Here is a 15,072-nt window from a genome sequence, read left to right as displayed (position 1 = left end):
GTGAATTTCTTGGTATAAATTTTTCTGCTCGTAATGTATAGGTGAGCGATCGCTAATTAAGAGTCGCTTGTTTACGAGAAGCTTTTCTACGAGGGCTTACTCATTTCCTCAAACAGGGATAAGTAACGATGTGCTTGCAGCTCGAGCGCAAATTCTTGTTCGGCTTTCTCACGAGCGCGAACGCAAAGTTTTTGATGCCGCTCTTTGTTCTCTATTACCCAAATAATACCATTTGCTAAGTCATCAGAACTAAAACATTGCGCTCGATATCCATTTTTTTGATGTTCAATTAAATCTTTTAGTCCTGTTGAATCAAAAGAAACCACAGGTGTGCCGCAGGACAGGGATTCACAAGCAGTCAGTCCAAAAACTTCTTCAATTGATGGCACAATCATCACATCCGCAGATGAGTAGAGAAGCGCTAGTTTATTCTCATCATCAACTTTGCCTAAGTAGTGTACCTTAAAACCTAAATCAACTGAATCTTCAGGTTGAGATGAACCAAAAACAATCAGTTCAATTTTATCTTTCCACTCAGACTGACTCAATTTTTGCAACGCTGATTGCAATAGATGAAATCCTTTTCTGGGATTGCTAGTTCCGTTAATTGCTCCGAATAAAATTAGTTGCTTATTTTCTGGTAGGTTCAGTAAGTTTTTGGCTATTTGACGCTCAGTTGGTTTATAGATGCTAAGATTTAACCCGTGAGGAATAACTCTGATGTTGCTATTTGAAAATAGTGAACTGGATTTAGCACATTCAGCAAGCCAATTACTAGGAGTGACAATAGTAAGCTTAAGATTTTGCCATGCTTTAGTTTTACGATGCCAAACCCACCGAGAAAAATCCCAGCTATGGTTGCTACCGAGTTGAGGGCAATTTCCACAAGATTTTGTATAGCGATCGCACCCTAGAGAATAGCAGCATCCACCTGTGAATGCCCACGTATCATGAAATGTCCAAACAATAGGCTTATTGAATTTTGCCAGTGCTTCAATTGGTATAAATCCGTCACATATCCAATGTAGGTTAATGATGTCTGGGTCAAGTTTAGCAATTTGCGACGTAACTGTATTAGGAAGCCATTGGAGCCGGAAAAATACAGGATTACGTGGCATATTTCTATAAAGTTCTAGTGGTAAAGCATCCAATATTGGACGAACTTTCCATATTGCTTTGGCTACCTGATTAGGATAACTGACCACAGTAGAGTCAGCTATTCTTTTATCTTGAATTAGCATCTGAGAATCAATTTCTAATCTCAGTAGTTCTTGATGTAGCCGATAAGCTGCACGAGCAGCTCCTGCTCCTCCCTTGGGATCATAAGTGTTAACTAATAGAGGCTTAATCATTGTTGGTTTAACTGTTTATTCATTAACATAAAGTTTACTATTGCAAAATTGTAGCGTAATAGTGTAGTGTATTAAAGTAATTTTATCATTACATTCCATAATTATCTCAAAAGTAATATCGTGGAATGCAACTTAATATTAATACTTCTACAACTTGAACAAATGCACGATAACACCAGCCCAACAATAGGCTTTCTTTTATTAACACACGCAAAACCTCTACAAATTTACAGGTTAATCAATCAATTAAATAAGATGTTCAATCATCCTGTAATTGTGTGTCATCATGATTTTTCAAAAAGTGATTTATCTATAGATACTCTATCAAAAAATGTTTTACTAGTACGCCCCTACATACAAACAAAGTGGGCAGATTTTTCTGTTGAAGAGGCTACAATACAGGCACTTAAACTAATGTACGAGATACCAGATCCACCGGATTGGTTTGTATACCTTAGTGCAGCAGACTATCCTATTAAAACCGCAAAGCAAATATTGGATGAGCTAGCCTCAAGTCCATACGATGCTTATGTTGAGCATGAGCAGATTACATATGATATTTATAAACATAATGTAATACAAGGTATGTTGTGGCTAAAAAATTCTTATGAACGATACTGTACAAAGTCGTTTTCTTTTCATTACTTAAGTAAATACTTTGCTCAACTGAATATAGAAATACGCTTAGAACATCCTTTATTAACGAAACCTTTTCTTCCTTTTTCAAATAAACTTGCTTGTTTTAGTGGAAGTCAATGGTTTTGTGCCAATCGCAAAGCTGCTGAGTACATTATCGATTTCCACGGACAGAAAAATGCCGTAAGCTTACATTACAGTAAGCTGAAATATCCAGAGGAGGCGTATATTCAAACTATACTTGGTAATGCACCTCACCTGAAACTAAAAAATGACTGTCGGCGATATGTTGATTGGTCAACTGGAGGCCCTCATCCCAAAATATTGCTAATGGAAGATTTGCCTAATTTGGTTGCATCATCTGCTCATTTTGCTCGGAAATTTGACATCGATATAGATAGCAATATTCTTGATGAACTTGACAAAATTACATCCTAGTACTTACCTAACATTTTGATAAACTCAGCTAAATAAATCTTAGCTATGGTTGCTACTTTGAGGACAATCACTATCAGATTTTGTATAGCGATCGCATCCAAGAAAATAGCAGCAACCACGTGTAAATTACGGACTAGCGATGCAGTTCAACCCTCGGAAAGATATCGCAGTCTATTGGCTCCCCAGATTTTTTGGCTTTGAGAGACTCAAATTCTGGGATATCAATTTCCTCAAGAGGTCTGAAAGGCCAAGCATTGGAGCGGCGATCGTAAGTAACATCATCGCCAGTCCAATTAATCACCACTGCGCGTCGTCGTGTAAAAGATGTGTTTTTTACTGAATGATGAATTGTCAGAAAATGATGAACCAAGCAATCTCCAGGCTCCATATCCCAAGATAGAATTTCGTGAGGCTCTGGCTCTACAAACCACGATGGGTCAGATCCTTCACGTAACTCCTTGCCCCATAAATGAGAGGCTTTGATGTACTCTAATTTACCATTCTCTTGGTTAACACTATCTAAAGCCAGCCAAATTTTACAACACTGCTCGCCTTGTATAGGCCAGTAAGATTTGTCGTTATGCCAGCCAACACGGCTGTCTGCTTTCGGCTTTTTAACAAAGAAACCGTCACCCAAAAAGTTAAGTTTTTTCGATTTCAATACTTGAGCCGCAAGCGTCGCTAGGGGAGATTCAAAAGCCAAAGCATGAAAATCAGCGTCAACCAGCCATAAGCTACTGCTATGCTCTACATGACCTTCTGCTTTGTCGGTGTCCTTCACCTCCAAAGGGCCAGGGATTAATATATTCTTTTCAACGGCTGTTCGCATCCGTTCTACCCAGATGTCATCCACGGCATTTTTGACGCAGATAACGCCGTCTTGCTCGAAAGCTTCAACTTGTTCCGGGCTAATTTTTGATGTGTCTACCTTGAGCATCGTAACTTTTTCAGATTTTGAAATTTAACTAATTTGAGTTAGAGTAAAGAGTCGGTATTGAGAATTAGCGACTTTGGGAGCAAGAAAATAGGGGGGTTAATTTTGTCAGCTTGAACGAAGTTGAATTTAGCTCCAGTAATATAGATGCGAGTTCGATGAACCTTTTTTGTGGTCATTCAATATTTTTTTCATCAACGCATCTTTTATTTGACAACGGATTTCTGCAACCTCCTTTACTGAGTATAAATTTTGTAATTCTCTCACAAAAGTTTTTCAAAATCTCAGTATAAAGTAGATATTAAGTTAGCAATTCTTCCCATAGGTGGAGAAATCCGCAATCAAAGTGCAAGACTGTTTGTTAGCCAACCAATTTCACCTAACTACCCAGATCCTTTTTAATAATGAGTGGCACAAGTGAGGCTAATCGTAATATACCAGACAAAATGAACACTTCCTCTATGCCAAAAGACCCAGCAAATTGAGCGATGAAGCCACCTATAGTTGCTCCTAAAGCACCACTTGCCCCAGCAACAGCAGCAGCTGTTGCAAAATAGATAGACTGATTTTTCAGTGGTGCAATCTCTATCTGGAGATTGTTGCTACACAAGTCAATTGCTCCCCAATTACCCCCAATGAAAATGTGTAACAGCGGTAACCACAGCCAAAGATCCAGAGGACTAGAACCCATCCTCAGCCACAGCCAGGGTATGACTGCAATTAGAATTCCAGTAGAAATTAGAATTGGACGATTGCCTATTTTATCTGCAAATCTACCCCACACAATGAGCATCACCATATGTGCCCCTGATCGTAGACTGTTGTAGAAAGTTACCCAACTTACATCCAGGTTCAGCGTATCTAGCAAGTAGAAGTTAAAAAACGGGGCACTCAAGCTAATAGCAAACGTCCATAAGCCGAAATAAAGCAGAAACACCAAAAAATTAGAGTTTTTCCAAATGCTGCTATCTATCTGGTTTTGGGGAGTTGGTATTTGCGGCAGAGAGATTGCTTCAGATATCTCACCAGGTTCATTTGGTGCCGAGTCTGACTGAATTTCACTGGTTTTAGATGAGTTAGCATAATAAGTGTTTTGTAATTGGGGATTTATATCTACCTGGAAATATTGACACCCCAAGCTGACAATTCCAAAGATAATGCCTAAGAGCAAAATCACTCCATAACCTTGGATAGTCCCCCCGTACCAATGTGATACAGCTAGACCGGCTATTGGCAAGCTGATTAACTCGGTTAAGTTGGCAATACTATTACGTAGCCCGAAATATCTACCTCGCAATCGCCGTGGGACTAACATTGCTATCCAACTCAACCACGATGCAGTTCCAAGTCCTCCCAAAAGATGGCTGAATACGAGAATCAGGAGCGACAATACCACTAATTGGTTGGAATTAAGCCATCCCCAACTAAAGCTAACAATGCCAATTACTAAAATCAGCCACAGTAGCCGAGCAATCCCATAAATGCCAAGGGAATACTGAAAGCGGCTAGTGCTGCGTTCAGACAAGTAAGCACCTATTGGCTGAAAAAGATTCGCCAACATCGGGATAGAAGCCAGCATCCCAAACACTATCGGGCTGGCATCCAACTCCACCAAGAAATTACTTAGCAAAACTCCACCAGTGCCAATAGAGAAAATTGCCGCGAAAACACCATCGATAGTGGAAGCCCTCAAACTGGTGCGAATAGCATCTTTAGAAATGCGATCGCTAGGTGTTGAGGTCGGAGAAAGTGTTGTTGATGGCGAGGCAATCTGAGCAATTTCTATAGAAAGAGGCGCACCTGTTTCAATTTGAGAAGAATCCATAAATGTAGTATTTAAGAAAATAATTAGGATTTACGCATCATACATATGTACTATACTAAATTTGGGCTTTTGAGCCATGTCTAACACCCAAAATATTCAGAAGGACAGAGGCTTTTATGAACCCACGCTTAAAAGCGTGAAATTAAACCAAGACGACGGCAGATCCTTCTTTTACAGCCCTTCTCCTAAAGGAGACGCTACGCGAACGGGCATCCTACGGCAGGCGCTAGCCTTTCACGAATGGGAGAAGGGGAGAGGCTAGGCGTAACTTGCTTCTCTGTAGGAGTACAAGTTGGGAAACCGCAAAGGCGCACTGCCTCTCTTGTATCTCGTGGCACTTGATGCGACGCTCGTAAGCGTTGCGTTAGCAACGTAGGAGCGTCTGACTCGCTAACGCTGCGCTATCGATACAATTTTTTTATAATAGTGCGGCTTTAGATCCACAACTAAAGTTTTTATTAATACTTCTTACATAGCTGCCTTCTGCCCTCAGCGTTGGAGCCTTTTTTTGTAATATACGACTAAATCAGAGTTGCAGTCAGCACCTAAAATGTACATTTCGCATAATACATATTATGGTTAATTTGTACAGTATGTAAGTCCTAATAATAGCAAAGCATCCTAAATTAAAGTCTCATTGGACTCACCACAGAAGTTATATTATGTTCCGATAATTAGTTATTTTTGATTTTTAAATTGTTAAGACTTATTTTTCCTGAAACGTCCAGACTCCTTCATCCCAATCTGATTCTGTTGGGGGTGACTGTAACCAATGCTGACAACGCAACAAATGCAACATAGCAGCTTTGTCACGGTTGTCTGCTGCTAAAACTTTGGCAAACTCGGCTCTAGCATGGGAAAACTGCCGCTTGAGGTAATACTCGCGCCCTTTGTGATAATGCTCAATCACTTGCAATTTTTGGCTTTCAATAGGATTGGAACGCAAACCCAGCAATTCGTATATGGCTACTGGTTCGTTTCTGCCCTTGACACGAATGTAATCCAGTTCCCTAGCCCAAATCTGATCTTGGCATGGCTTAAAAGTGTTATCGCTAATAATAATGTCGCAACCATATTGTTTACTGACACTTTCTAATCGAGAGCCAAGATTGACGCCATCGCCAATGGCGGTAAATTCCATCCGCTTACTAGAGCCGATATTCCCACTAATTACGGTATCTGAGTTGATCCCAATGCCGATCTTGATTTTAGGCTTATCATGTGCATAGCGACGTTGATTAAATTCGTGCAGACGATCGCGCATTTCTAAGGATGTTTGCACTGCCATCCAAGCGTGTTCTTCTAACGGTAGGGGAGAACCAAATACAGCCATGATGGCATCGCCAATATATTTATCAAGAGTGCCTTTATGTTTAAAGACTGCCTCCACCATTGATTCAAAATATTCATTGAGCATACTCACCACTTCTTCTGCTTGTAAGTTTTCCGTTAAAGTGGTATATCCGCGAATATCCGAAAATAAAATCGAAACTTCTTTGCGATCGCCTCCTAGTTTAGCGTCATCCAATTTCAGCAATTCTTCGGCTAATTCCTGGGTCATATAGCGGTACATCGTACTCTTGAGCCGCTTTTCATCACTGATATCTTCCATTACTACCAGCGCCCCCCGGACTTGCTCTTGGTCGCTAGCATCAGCAATTGTGTTAATCGATAAATTGATACTATGCTGTTCTGTACCAGTAGTTAGGAGTGTGCGATCGGGGTAATATTGCTGGCGGCCTCTTAAGTCGGCAGCATGTAAAGCATCCTGATACCACTTGCTAAAGTCACCTTCTTTGATGCCGATCGCATCAGTAACTAATTTACCTTCTAAACGGTCTTCTAGCTCCAGTCCTAGCATACGCTTGGCACTTTCATTGGCGGCGATAATTAATCCAGCTTTGTCAGTGGAAACTACTCCATTAGAAAGACTACGCAAAATATCCCGTTGCATTTGTTCTTGTTGCTTGACTGTGGCAAACAACTGGGCATTTTGCAGCGCTACTCCCGCTTGAATATTAAAAGCTTCCATGAATTCTTCATCGTTGCCGTCAAAGCTAGCTTGGAAGCAGTCGGGAGCTTTGGGCCAATCAACTGGATTATAAGGTGGAAAATCACCATTTTTCTTTTTATTTACTAGTTGGGTAACGCCAATCAGTTGTTGATCGGCGTTAAATACTGGCATACAAAGCAAGCTACAGGTGCGATAACCATTTTGCTGGTCAAGTTGTTTGGCAGTATCAGAGTCAGGATGGTGGTACAAATCAAAGGCAATATTCAATTTCTTGCCAGAAACCGCTACTATACCAGCAAAGCCTTTACCTACAGGGACTCGTAACTCCTTAGTTGAACCATCATCCTGGGTGATTTTCGTCCACAATTCATGGCGATCGCGGTCTATTAACCATAGTGTACTGCGATCAGCATTCATCAGTTCTTTGGCTTCATCCATCACCCGCTTGAGGGTATCTTCTAAGTCGAGACTGCTTTGAGATAGAGACTTGATCGCCTTCATCAGCGCCGCCACTGCTCTTTGTTTTTGGGTGGCTACATAAAAAGAGCGTGAGGATTCTAAAATCAAGCGAATCGAAGGGGCAAATTCTTGAAATAATTGTTCGTCAGCACAGATAAAACCTTTGGTATCAATGCGCTCTGCAAGTGGAGCATCGGGATTATTCCCAGATTTTAATTTATTCAATAATTGCGCTACCGCAACTAAGTGTCCATGTTCATTCAATAACGGCAAAGCCAGCATGGTGTAGGTGCGGTAGCCAGTTCTTTTTTCTTGTTCTTGGGCAAAATGCGATCGCGGATCGTTATAAAAATCAAAGGGAATATTAATAACTCGCTTGAAGGTGGCGACTTCCCCAGCAATGCCTTTATTGGCGGGGATACGAATTTCTAAAGAGCGATCGCCCTCCCCCTCAGCCAGAATTGACCAGAGTTCTTGTTTTTCTTCATCCAATAAAAATATCGTCGTCCGGTCTGCTCCCAGTAATTCCCCGGTTTTTAAGGTGATCGAATGCAACATTTCTTGCAGAAGAGTTTCAAATCCCTGAGAATCCAGCATTGACAGGGTTTGATGGACAATCTGTAGTTTTTGCTCGACATCCTGAACGACCTGTTTAAAAGTATCTTGAGTCAGAGGAGCAAGAAACGTAGAAAAAGTTCCTTGTCTTCTAGCAAGAGCACCCACAGGAGCAGAATTTGCTTGTAATTCCAGGTTTTCTTGGTTGTGAACACCAACAATTAAATCGGTGGTCTCCCCACAACTTCCTTGATACACTGACATAATAGGTTTTTTATATAGCAGGATGAGACTTTAGATGTAACAATGCAATTAAATTTATGTAAGTGGTGCTAAAAGCAACAGTTCCTTGATGTTATCCATAGTTTAATCGCTTGTTTAGCTAGCGTCATCCTGGGAAGCAAGGTAGAAGTCAATTACTTATGACTACAGTACAGATGCAGTAATAGTCCGAACCCCTGCTACCGTTTACCCATAAGTCTTCAGGGAATCGTCAATTTTGTATTGACAAGAAGTCAGAAATCAGAGTCAAGTAGGGCTATTTCATTAGACTTGTCGCTTTATAAAAAATTGGTGTCTGAAAGCCTTTTTGTGTCTAGCTCGAAAAATTTAAAAACCTTATTAGGCGACAAGTCTATTGAAAGCGACGGGAAACTCAATTCCCAAGAGTTAGGTGGAGGAGGTTGTTCTCACCGTCACTTGGGGCATTGGACATAGTGGCAATACGATCTTCTTTATGCTCAAAAACTCCATTTTGCAAGTGGGGTGGAGTTTTTCATTGTCATCACACCTCGAAAAAGCTTCTTTCCCACTCCCTACTTCCCGTCTATTGCCCTTGCGCTGCGCTTCTGTGCGAGACGCTTTGCGAACGCGCACCACGAAAATAATTAATTTCAAAAATTAAAGCGGACTGCTATATAAAATTTATGTAAAGCTTAAGTGTTATTAAGCTCAAAAACCTTATTGATGATCTATAAATTTAACTTATATATTTTAAAATGTATTTCTTTAATATAAAAATATCAATTTTACAAAATAAAAACGATATTGAAACCTAACTTAACAATACTATTGCATTAATCTAAAAAATCTCGTAACTTCTTCTCAAAAAACAGTAGGTTTCAAAAAATACTTAATTAAAATTTATAAACATTGTTAACAGTATTAGAAATCCAAAAGATTACATTTTTAAGATTTAATAAAGAAGTTGACGTAACTTTTCATTCATGTTAATTAAGTAATTACAGCGATTACAGCAATTACAGCTAAGTTAAATATGGAAAATAATTAAAATAAATTTTGACTCAATTACTTACCATTTGCATAATCAATGATTAACCAAATCAATAATTAATCATATTTTATAAGTAATATTATTATTAATTAAGTTAATAAAAAACTTTTTTTAATCTTAAAGTTTTAAGTAATCTACATTGAACTTATAAAGAGTTCTGTGACTGAGGCCGAAGTTAGGCATTATTTATAAATTCAGGAAAAAATAATATGGCAATTATTTTCGGCACTATAGATCCTGACACCATAAATGGAACATCAGGAGACGATACAATATATGGTTGGGCTAATGGTGGTAATCCCAATAGTTTGTCTGGTAACGATATCCTAAATGGTGCAGATGGTAATGATAATCTACTTGGCGGGACGGGAAACGACAGTTTAATCGGTGGACTTGGCAATGACACACTTGATGGTGGCTTGGGTACTGACACTTTAAATGCGGGAGTAGGCGACGATACTTACGTCATTGATAGTGCTACCGACACCATTACCGAGACTACTAATTCAGGCATAGATACCGTTCGGTCTTCTGTCCCCTATAAACTGGGTGCCAATCTGGAGAACCTGAGACTCAGGGAAGGTAGCGCCATCAACGGGACAGGTAACAGTCTTAATAACATAGTATTTGGTAATACTGCTAACAACACTCTGAATGGGAGAGCAGGCGATGACACGCTAGATGGTAGTAATGGCAATGATACCCTTAATGGTGACGAGGGCAATGATAGTCTACAGGGCGGGCCCGGTAATGACGTACTCAATGGGGGGTCTGGAAACGACATCCTCATCGGTGTTTTCCCTGGCAGTCCCCTTTCACCTGGATTAGGAGAGACTGATACCTTAACTGGCGGCGTTGGGCTAGATACATTTGTCCTTGGGGACGCTGCAAATGTTTTCTACGACGATAAAAACACTACGAATGCTGGTTTTGGGGACTTGGCTACTATTACTGACTTCAAACCTAGTGAAGATCGAATAGAACTAAAAGGCTTGCCAAAAAACTACCGCTTGCAATCTGTTGGAGACAATACACAAATATTTCTAGACAAACCTGGAGCAGAGCCAGATGAGATCATAGGTATTGTGCAAGGAGTAGTAAATCTCAGACTTGATAGTGACAATTTCCTTTTCTATGAGCCGGAAAATCCTGGACAAGCTACAAACAATACACTAGCCAGTGCTGAAAGATTAGGTTCTCTATCATCAGGCTCAGACCTTAATCTCTCAGGTGAGTTAGTAACAGTTCAACCAGGGGACAATCCCGATTTCGACTTTTTTACATTTTCTCTAGCAAATCCTGGGACTGTCACTATCACTGCGGCAACAACCGATGATACAGTTATCGGACTGTTTAACAATGCTGGGATTTTACTACAAAGTGATGACGATAGTGGCCCCGACTTTGGGTCATTAATCACTGCTTCATTGGGTGCTGGAACCTACTCAGTTACAGTGAGTAAATATGCTTTCTTCCCCCAAGATGGCGGAACTTTCTCTGGCTCTAGTGATAGCAACCCTGCTCCTTATACACTAGAGGTCAGTTTGGCATAAGAACGTTGTTAACTTACAGCATTTTTTAGGTATTTAGACCACGGATGATACGGGGAGTGGGCAGTGGTATTGTTTGCTTTGTCAAAAGATTTATACCAATTCAGTATGAAGATGTGCCTAGAGTGTAAGAAATAACGAACGAACTCCTAAGAGCGCCAAGTACGCCAAGAAATAATAAATTAAGAGATTTGGCGCAGCTTCACCAAAAAATGGTACTAGCAACAAAATTATCTCACTATTTTATGAACAAAATAATGAATAGCATTAACTCATCCAACCAAAAGCAACGCAGATTTCTCAGCAAGTTTGCTCTCAAAACCTACTTTGTCGCTGCAAAAGCGCTGTTATTTACAATATTTCTATTAAATTATGGCGCCACTGGAGTAAATGCTGCACCTAAAGCCCTGCGTCCTGATATTCAGATTCGCAATATTATAGATACCTTAGCCGTCTCTCCTTCTGTTCGGATTGTAAAAGATCCACGAAACAATACCCTTTATTACCTCAAACAAAATGGTGACATTTATCGAGTCAATTTACGCTTGTCTAACAGTACACTTGTGTACACCTCTAGCGATCATAATCTAGGTGAGACTCAAGGTATGGCCATTGGTCCTAACGGTACAATTTATTTGGTTGGCAATGCAGACCTTGTGAATAACCAGACCAAAGCAATTATTGTTAAAGGCGAAATTAAGTCGGGTACAGAACAGCGCGTCTGGTCTATATTAGCTAAGAGTGCAGGCTATCCCAAGAGCAAAACAGCCTATGACCATCGCTTCAACGGCGTAGTTGTTAGCCCGGATGGTAACTTTATCTATGTAAATAGCGGTTCTCGTACCGATCACGGTGAAGTTCAGTCTGTTAATGGGCTATATCCTAATACTCGTGAAGTCGGGTTAACCGCCTGTATACTCCGTCTTCCTACTAATGGCAAAAACCTTTTTCTTCCAAACAATCGAGCAGCTTTAAAGACAGCTGGCTATATTTTTGCAGAAGGAACACGTAATACTTTCGATATGGCTTTTGCGCCCAATGGGGATTTATTTGGCACAGAAAATGGCCCTGATCGCGACATGTCAGAAGAATTAAATTGGCTCCGTCCAGGTGGTAATTACGGTTTTCCCTGGCGGATTGGCGGGACAGATAACCCACAACAATTTCCCAATTACGATCCTACCAAAGACCTTTTGTTAAACCCCAAATTTAACGCTGTCCAAAGGGGCTACTTTCGTAACGATCCAACCTTTCCTGCTCGGCCTGAAAACTTAATTGAACCAATTGCTAATTTGGGGCCGGACGCAGACAAATTCCGCGATTCTGTAGATGGCAAAGTCAAAGACGCTAGTGTTCTTGGGGAAAGTTTGAGTACTTTTACAGCACACCGTTCTCCTTTGGGCTTAGTTTTTGATACACAAGGAGTAATGAGTCCAGAATTCAACAGAGATGGATTCATGCTAAGTTTTACAACAGGCGATCCCACTGGCGAAACACAAGTAGGCCCTTTTAATGATTCTGGCCAAGACCTACTGCATTTAAAGTTAACTAAAGTAGGAAATACCAACTATAAATTGAATGCTACCCGCATTGTTGAAGGTTTTAGTAATCCCATTGACGCTGCGATTATCGGCAATAAAATTTATGTTATAGAATATGGTGGAAATCAAGGAATTTGGGAAATCACTATGCCGACTAGATGAAGCAGACTAAGTATTAAGTAGGTCGGCGTCAATAATTATGGTTGGAAGAAGGCAGGGGGCATACTTCGACACTTCGGCAAGCTCAGTCCATCGCTGCGCTCAGTACAAGAGGCGCAGGGAGCAAGGGAAAAAAGAGTTTGAGCCTTGTTTACTTTTCTTCACACAATTTAGTTTTATTGTACCGATTTACTTACAGTCTTACTTTTCTACTGCTACTTGAATGTGGTTGAGGTATCAAGTCCTTAGCAATGGGAGATAACAAGCAGATGCCTTGGTTTGTCAAGATTGAAGAAGGGAAAGTCGATAAACCTACCTTTGACCAATATGTACCTGCCCATAAAGCCTACATTCAGCATTTAATTGCTAAAGGACACAAAGCGCGAACAGGCTATTGGGCAAAGCAAAGAGGCGGGATGTTACTGTTTGAGGCAGCCTCAAAGGAGGAAGCAGAAGCAATTGTAGCTGATGACCCATTGGTGAAACACGGCTGCGTCAACTATCAGCTTTATGAATGGCGGATTGTTATGGAATAACACACACATTACTGACTTTTAATGTTATTCTTGAAGTAGACCTGGATCTATGCGATTGCAACACCCAAATCTTGTCAGAACCGGAAGGTAGCAGCAACACGGGAGGCTTGTGGTAGGCGTAGTCTCCGGGTCGCCCTATTTGTAGGAGCGGTCAGGGACAATGGCTGGTTTTGGAGATATTGTTCAAAAAGCTTTTTACCTCGGTGTTGGATTAGCTTCTTACGCGGGTGAGAAAGCAGGGGGAAAATTAGCCGAAGTGCGATCGCAAGTCCAAAAACTGGCAGATGAAATGGTGGCAAAAGGCGAAATGAACACAGAAGAAGCTCGCCGATTCGTTGAAGAGATGATGAAGCAAGCCCAACAGCCCCAAGCATCTAGTGAAACCTCTGAAAAAACATCTCCTTCTGAACCTCGCCGCATTGAAATTTTAGAGGAAGATGAAGAACTAACGGTGAAAGAGGAAGCAAATGATGAAAATGTGGATAAATTACGCCAAGAAGTGCTAAAGCTACAAAATGAGTTAAAAAGATTGCAACGCGATCAATAAAAAGCATTTTTAGAGCAAAATATCAGTAATAAGTGGCATTTTGACATGGCACTTCAGATAGAAACTTGATAAGATACATTGCTTAGTGTGTACTCTAGTCCTTCAAGCCAGATAACACAAAACGTCCTGTTTATAGCCTGCAAAGGTGTCAAGTTTATGGAACAGTGGCAAAAAGATTTAGTAGAGATTGTCGAAACAGTGGCTGATGAAGTAGAGCGTTTCTTCCTGGGAATGAGTGAAATGGTAGACGCTTTTTTTGAGCTAACGGAAGAAATCACCGAGCAAGTCCCTAACATTGCCAATCAGTATTTACAGGATTTGACTGAACCAATGTTTGAAGCTTACTGGGAACTGGAAGACATTGTAGCAGATGTAGATCCAGGTTTTCCTTATTCAGTTGAACCCACAGCCGAAAAAAATCCTGCCTGTATAGGTTGTACTCACTACCACGGTCAAGTTTATAGTGGTAATTTGTTAGTTTGTGCCATGCATCCCCACGGTTGTGAAGATGAGAATTGTCCAGACTGGGAGAAGGAAGAATATTGAGTTAGGAGGGGCGAGTAGAGACGCAATTAATCGCATCTGTACAGGAGTTAAGAATAAACATTACTAAAAGGACGTAAAGATAAGTAAAATAACTAATGACAAATGACAAATAACAAATGACAAATAACAAATTATCTGAAACTGTAACCCAGGCCAGCCAAGAAATGAAGTATGGCGAACGCGATATTGCTGAAGGTAAACTAATTACCTTTCCGAATCCGCGTGTAGGAAGGCGATATGACATTAATATTACTTTGCCGGAATTTACTTGTAAATGTCCGTTTTCTGGTTATCCTGACTTTGCGACAATTTACGTTACATATATACCTGATGAACGGGTAGTAGAATTGAAGGCGCTTAAGCTTTACATTAACAGTTACCGCGATCGCTACATTTCTCACGAAGAATCAGCTAATCAAATTTTGGATGATTTTGTAGCTGCTTGCGATCCGTTAGAAGCCACTGTGAAAGCAGATTTCACACCTCGCGGTAATGTACATACCGTAGTTGAAGTGCGTCATCATAAGTACCCATAATGAAAACTTTAGCTTGTAGAGAGGACTAAAGTCCTCACTACGAGACGCTAGGCTAGGAAAATCAGGACTTTTACTCAGGTTGATTAAATAATATCAAGTTCGGGTGATTATTTATAATAAAATTTATAAAAAACTCCACCCATAAGGTGA

The 15,072-nt window shown here is 40.5% G+C and carries 14 protein-coding genes and 1 other RNA gene; 10 read left to right on the top strand and 5 right to left on the bottom strand.

Going from position 1 to position 15,072, the window contains the following annotated elements; all coding sequences use genetic code 11:
- Nucleotides 1-86: 86 nt before the first annotated feature.
- Nucleotides 87-1,352 carry a glycosyltransferase family 4 protein gene (locus V7L20_RS04550; protein WP_334742919.1) on the bottom strand — a complete coding sequence of 422 codons (1,266 nt, stop codon included), beginning with the start codon at nt 1,350-1,352 and terminating at the stop codon, nt 87-89.
- A gap of 162 nt (nt 1,353-1,514) precedes the next feature.
- On the opposite strand from V7L20_RS04550, the gene V7L20_RS04545 reads away from it, so the two are divergent.
- Nucleotides 1,515-2,426, top strand: a complete 912-nt coding sequence (locus tag V7L20_RS04545) for a beta-1,6-N-acetylglucosaminyltransferase (RefSeq protein ID WP_334742918.1) — start codon at nt 1,515-1,517, stop codon at nt 2,424-2,426.
- Here the strand turns inward: V7L20_RS04545 and V7L20_RS04540 are convergent.
- The 3 genes from V7L20_RS04540 to V7L20_RS04530 all read right to left on the bottom strand — a co-directional run bounded on the left by V7L20_RS04540 (nt 2,423) and on the right by V7L20_RS04530 (nt 5,185).
- Nucleotides 2,423-2,545: a hypothetical protein gene (locus V7L20_RS04540; protein WP_334742917.1), complete on the bottom strand. Its 123-nt coding sequence runs from the start codon at nt 2,543-2,545 to the stop codon at nt 2,423-2,425. The two genes, V7L20_RS04545 and V7L20_RS04540, sit on opposite strands and share 4 nt — an antisense overlap.
- Nucleotides 2,546-2,559: 14 nt before the next feature.
- Nucleotides 2,560-3,363, bottom strand: a complete 804-nt coding sequence (locus V7L20_RS04535) for a phytanoyl-CoA dioxygenase family protein (RefSeq protein ID WP_334742916.1) — start codon at nt 3,361-3,363, stop codon at nt 2,560-2,562.
- A 376-nt stretch (nt 3,364-3,739) separates the two neighbouring features.
- Nucleotides 3,740-5,185 carry an MFS transporter gene (locus V7L20_RS04530; RefSeq protein ID WP_334742915.1) on the bottom strand — a complete coding sequence of 482 codons (1,446 nt, stop codon included), beginning with the start codon at nt 5,183-5,185 and terminating at the stop codon, nt 3,740-3,742.
- 76 nt (nt 5,186-5,261) lie between these two features.
- Here V7L20_RS04530 and V7L20_RS04525 point away from each other — a divergent pair, with 76 nt between their 5' ends.
- A complete protein-coding gene (locus V7L20_RS04525; RefSeq protein WP_334742914.1) occupies nt 5,262-5,447 on the top strand; it encodes a hypothetical protein in 186 nt (61 codons plus the stop codon).
- Nucleotides 5,448-5,891: 444 nt separating this feature from the next.
- On the opposite strand, the gene V7L20_RS04520 is transcribed toward V7L20_RS04525, so the two are convergent.
- Entirely contained in the window at nt 5,892-8,477 is a 2,586-nt protein-coding gene (locus V7L20_RS04520; protein ID WP_334742913.1) for a GAF domain-containing protein, read from the bottom strand.
- A 327-nt stretch (nt 8,478-8,804) separates the two neighbouring features.
- Here V7L20_RS04520 and V7L20_RS04515 point away from each other — a divergent pair, with 327 nt between their 5' ends.
- The 8 genes from V7L20_RS04515 (at nt 8,805) to queF (ending at nt 14,922) form a co-directional block, all read left to right on the top strand.
- Nucleotides 8,805-8,930 (top strand): hypothetical protein, encoded by a 126-nt coding sequence (locus V7L20_RS04515; protein WP_334742912.1) that lies wholly within the window; start codon nt 8,805-8,807, stop codon nt 8,928-8,930.
- A 786-nt stretch (nt 8,931-9,716) separates the two neighbouring features.
- Nucleotides 9,717-11,060: a DVUA0089 family protein gene (locus V7L20_RS04510; RefSeq protein ID WP_334742911.1), complete on the top strand. Its 1,344-nt coding sequence runs from the start codon at nt 9,717-9,719 to the stop codon at nt 11,058-11,060.
- A gap of 254 nt (nt 11,061-11,314) precedes the next feature.
- Nucleotides 11,315-12,760: a PQQ-dependent sugar dehydrogenase gene (locus tag V7L20_RS04505; protein WP_334742910.1), complete on the top strand. Its 1,446-nt coding sequence runs from the start codon at nt 11,315-11,317 to the stop codon at nt 12,758-12,760.
- Nucleotides 12,761-13,026: 266 nt separating this feature from the next.
- Nucleotides 13,027-13,293 (top strand): YciI family protein, encoded by a 267-nt coding sequence (locus V7L20_RS04500; RefSeq protein ID WP_334742946.1) that lies wholly within the window; start codon nt 13,027-13,029, stop codon nt 13,291-13,293.
- Nucleotides 13,294-13,331: 38 nt separating this feature from the next.
- Nucleotides 13,332-13,428: signal recognition particle sRNA small type (ffs, locus tag V7L20_RS04495), an RNA gene on the top strand.
- A 25-nt stretch (nt 13,429-13,453) separates the two neighbouring features.
- A complete protein-coding gene (locus V7L20_RS04490) occupies nt 13,454-13,840 on the top strand; it encodes a phasin family protein (RefSeq protein ID WP_334742909.1) in 387 nt (128 codons plus the stop codon).
- Between the two features lie 156 nt (nt 13,841-13,996).
- Nucleotides 13,997-14,386, top strand: a complete 390-nt coding sequence (locus tag V7L20_RS04485) for a hypothetical protein (RefSeq protein WP_334742908.1) — start codon at nt 13,997-13,999, stop codon at nt 14,384-14,386.
- 116 nt (nt 14,387-14,502) lie between these two features.
- Entirely contained in the window at nt 14,503-14,922 is a 420-nt protein-coding gene (gene queF, locus V7L20_RS04480; protein ID WP_334742907.1) for a preQ(1) synthase, read from the top strand.
- Nucleotides 14,923-15,072: the final 150 nt, after the last annotated feature.

Origin of the sequence: Nostoc sp., assembly GCF_036916735.1 — a bacterium.
In the GTDB taxonomy this organism is placed as follows: domain Bacteria; phylum Cyanobacteriota; class Cyanobacteriia; order Cyanobacteriales; family Nostocaceae; genus Nostoc.
This window is presented reverse-complemented; position numbering and strand designations above follow the sequence as displayed.

Bases quoted from the DNA above. Each gene is read 5' to 3' on its own strand.
- V7L20_RS04520 (WP_334742913.1), bottom strand. From the start codon at position 8,477: ATGTCAGTGTATCAAGGAAGTTGTGGGGAGACCACCGATTTAATTGTT.
- V7L20_RS04510 (WP_334742911.1), top strand. From the start codon at position 9,717: ATGGCAATTATTTTCGGCACTATAGATCCTGACACCATAAATGGAACA.
- V7L20_RS04535 (WP_334742916.1), bottom strand. From the start codon at position 3,363: ATGCTCAAGGTAGACACATCAAAAATTAGCCCGGAACAAGTTGAAGCT.
- V7L20_RS04485 (WP_334742908.1), top strand. From the start codon at position 13,997: ATGGAACAGTGGCAAAAAGATTTAGTAGAGATTGTCGAAACAGTGGCT.
- V7L20_RS04490 (WP_334742909.1), top strand. From the start codon at position 13,454: ATGGCTGGTTTTGGAGATATTGTTCAAAAAGCTTTTTACCTCGGTGTT.
- V7L20_RS04525 (WP_334742914.1), top strand. From the start codon at position 5,262: ATGTCTAACACCCAAAATATTCAGAAGGACAGAGGCTTTTATGAACCC.
- V7L20_RS04500 (WP_334742946.1), top strand. From the start codon at position 13,027: ATGCCTTGGTTTGTCAAGATTGAAGAAGGGAAAGTCGATAAACCTACC.
- V7L20_RS04505 (WP_334742910.1), top strand. From the start codon at position 11,315: ATGAATAGCATTAACTCATCCAACCAAAAGCAACGCAGATTTCTCAGC.
- queF (WP_334742907.1), top strand. From the start codon at position 14,503: ATGACAAATAACAAATTATCTGAAACTGTAACCCAGGCCAGCCAAGAA.
- V7L20_RS04550 (WP_334742919.1), bottom strand. From the start codon at position 1,352: ATGATTAAGCCTCTATTAGTTAACACTTATGATCCCAAGGGAGGAGCA.
- V7L20_RS04530 (WP_334742915.1), bottom strand. From the start codon at position 5,185: ATGGATTCTTCTCAAATTGAAACAGGTGCGCCTCTTTCTATAGAAATT.
- V7L20_RS04545 (WP_334742918.1), top strand. From the start codon at position 1,515: ATGCACGATAACACCAGCCCAACAATAGGCTTTCTTTTATTAACACAC.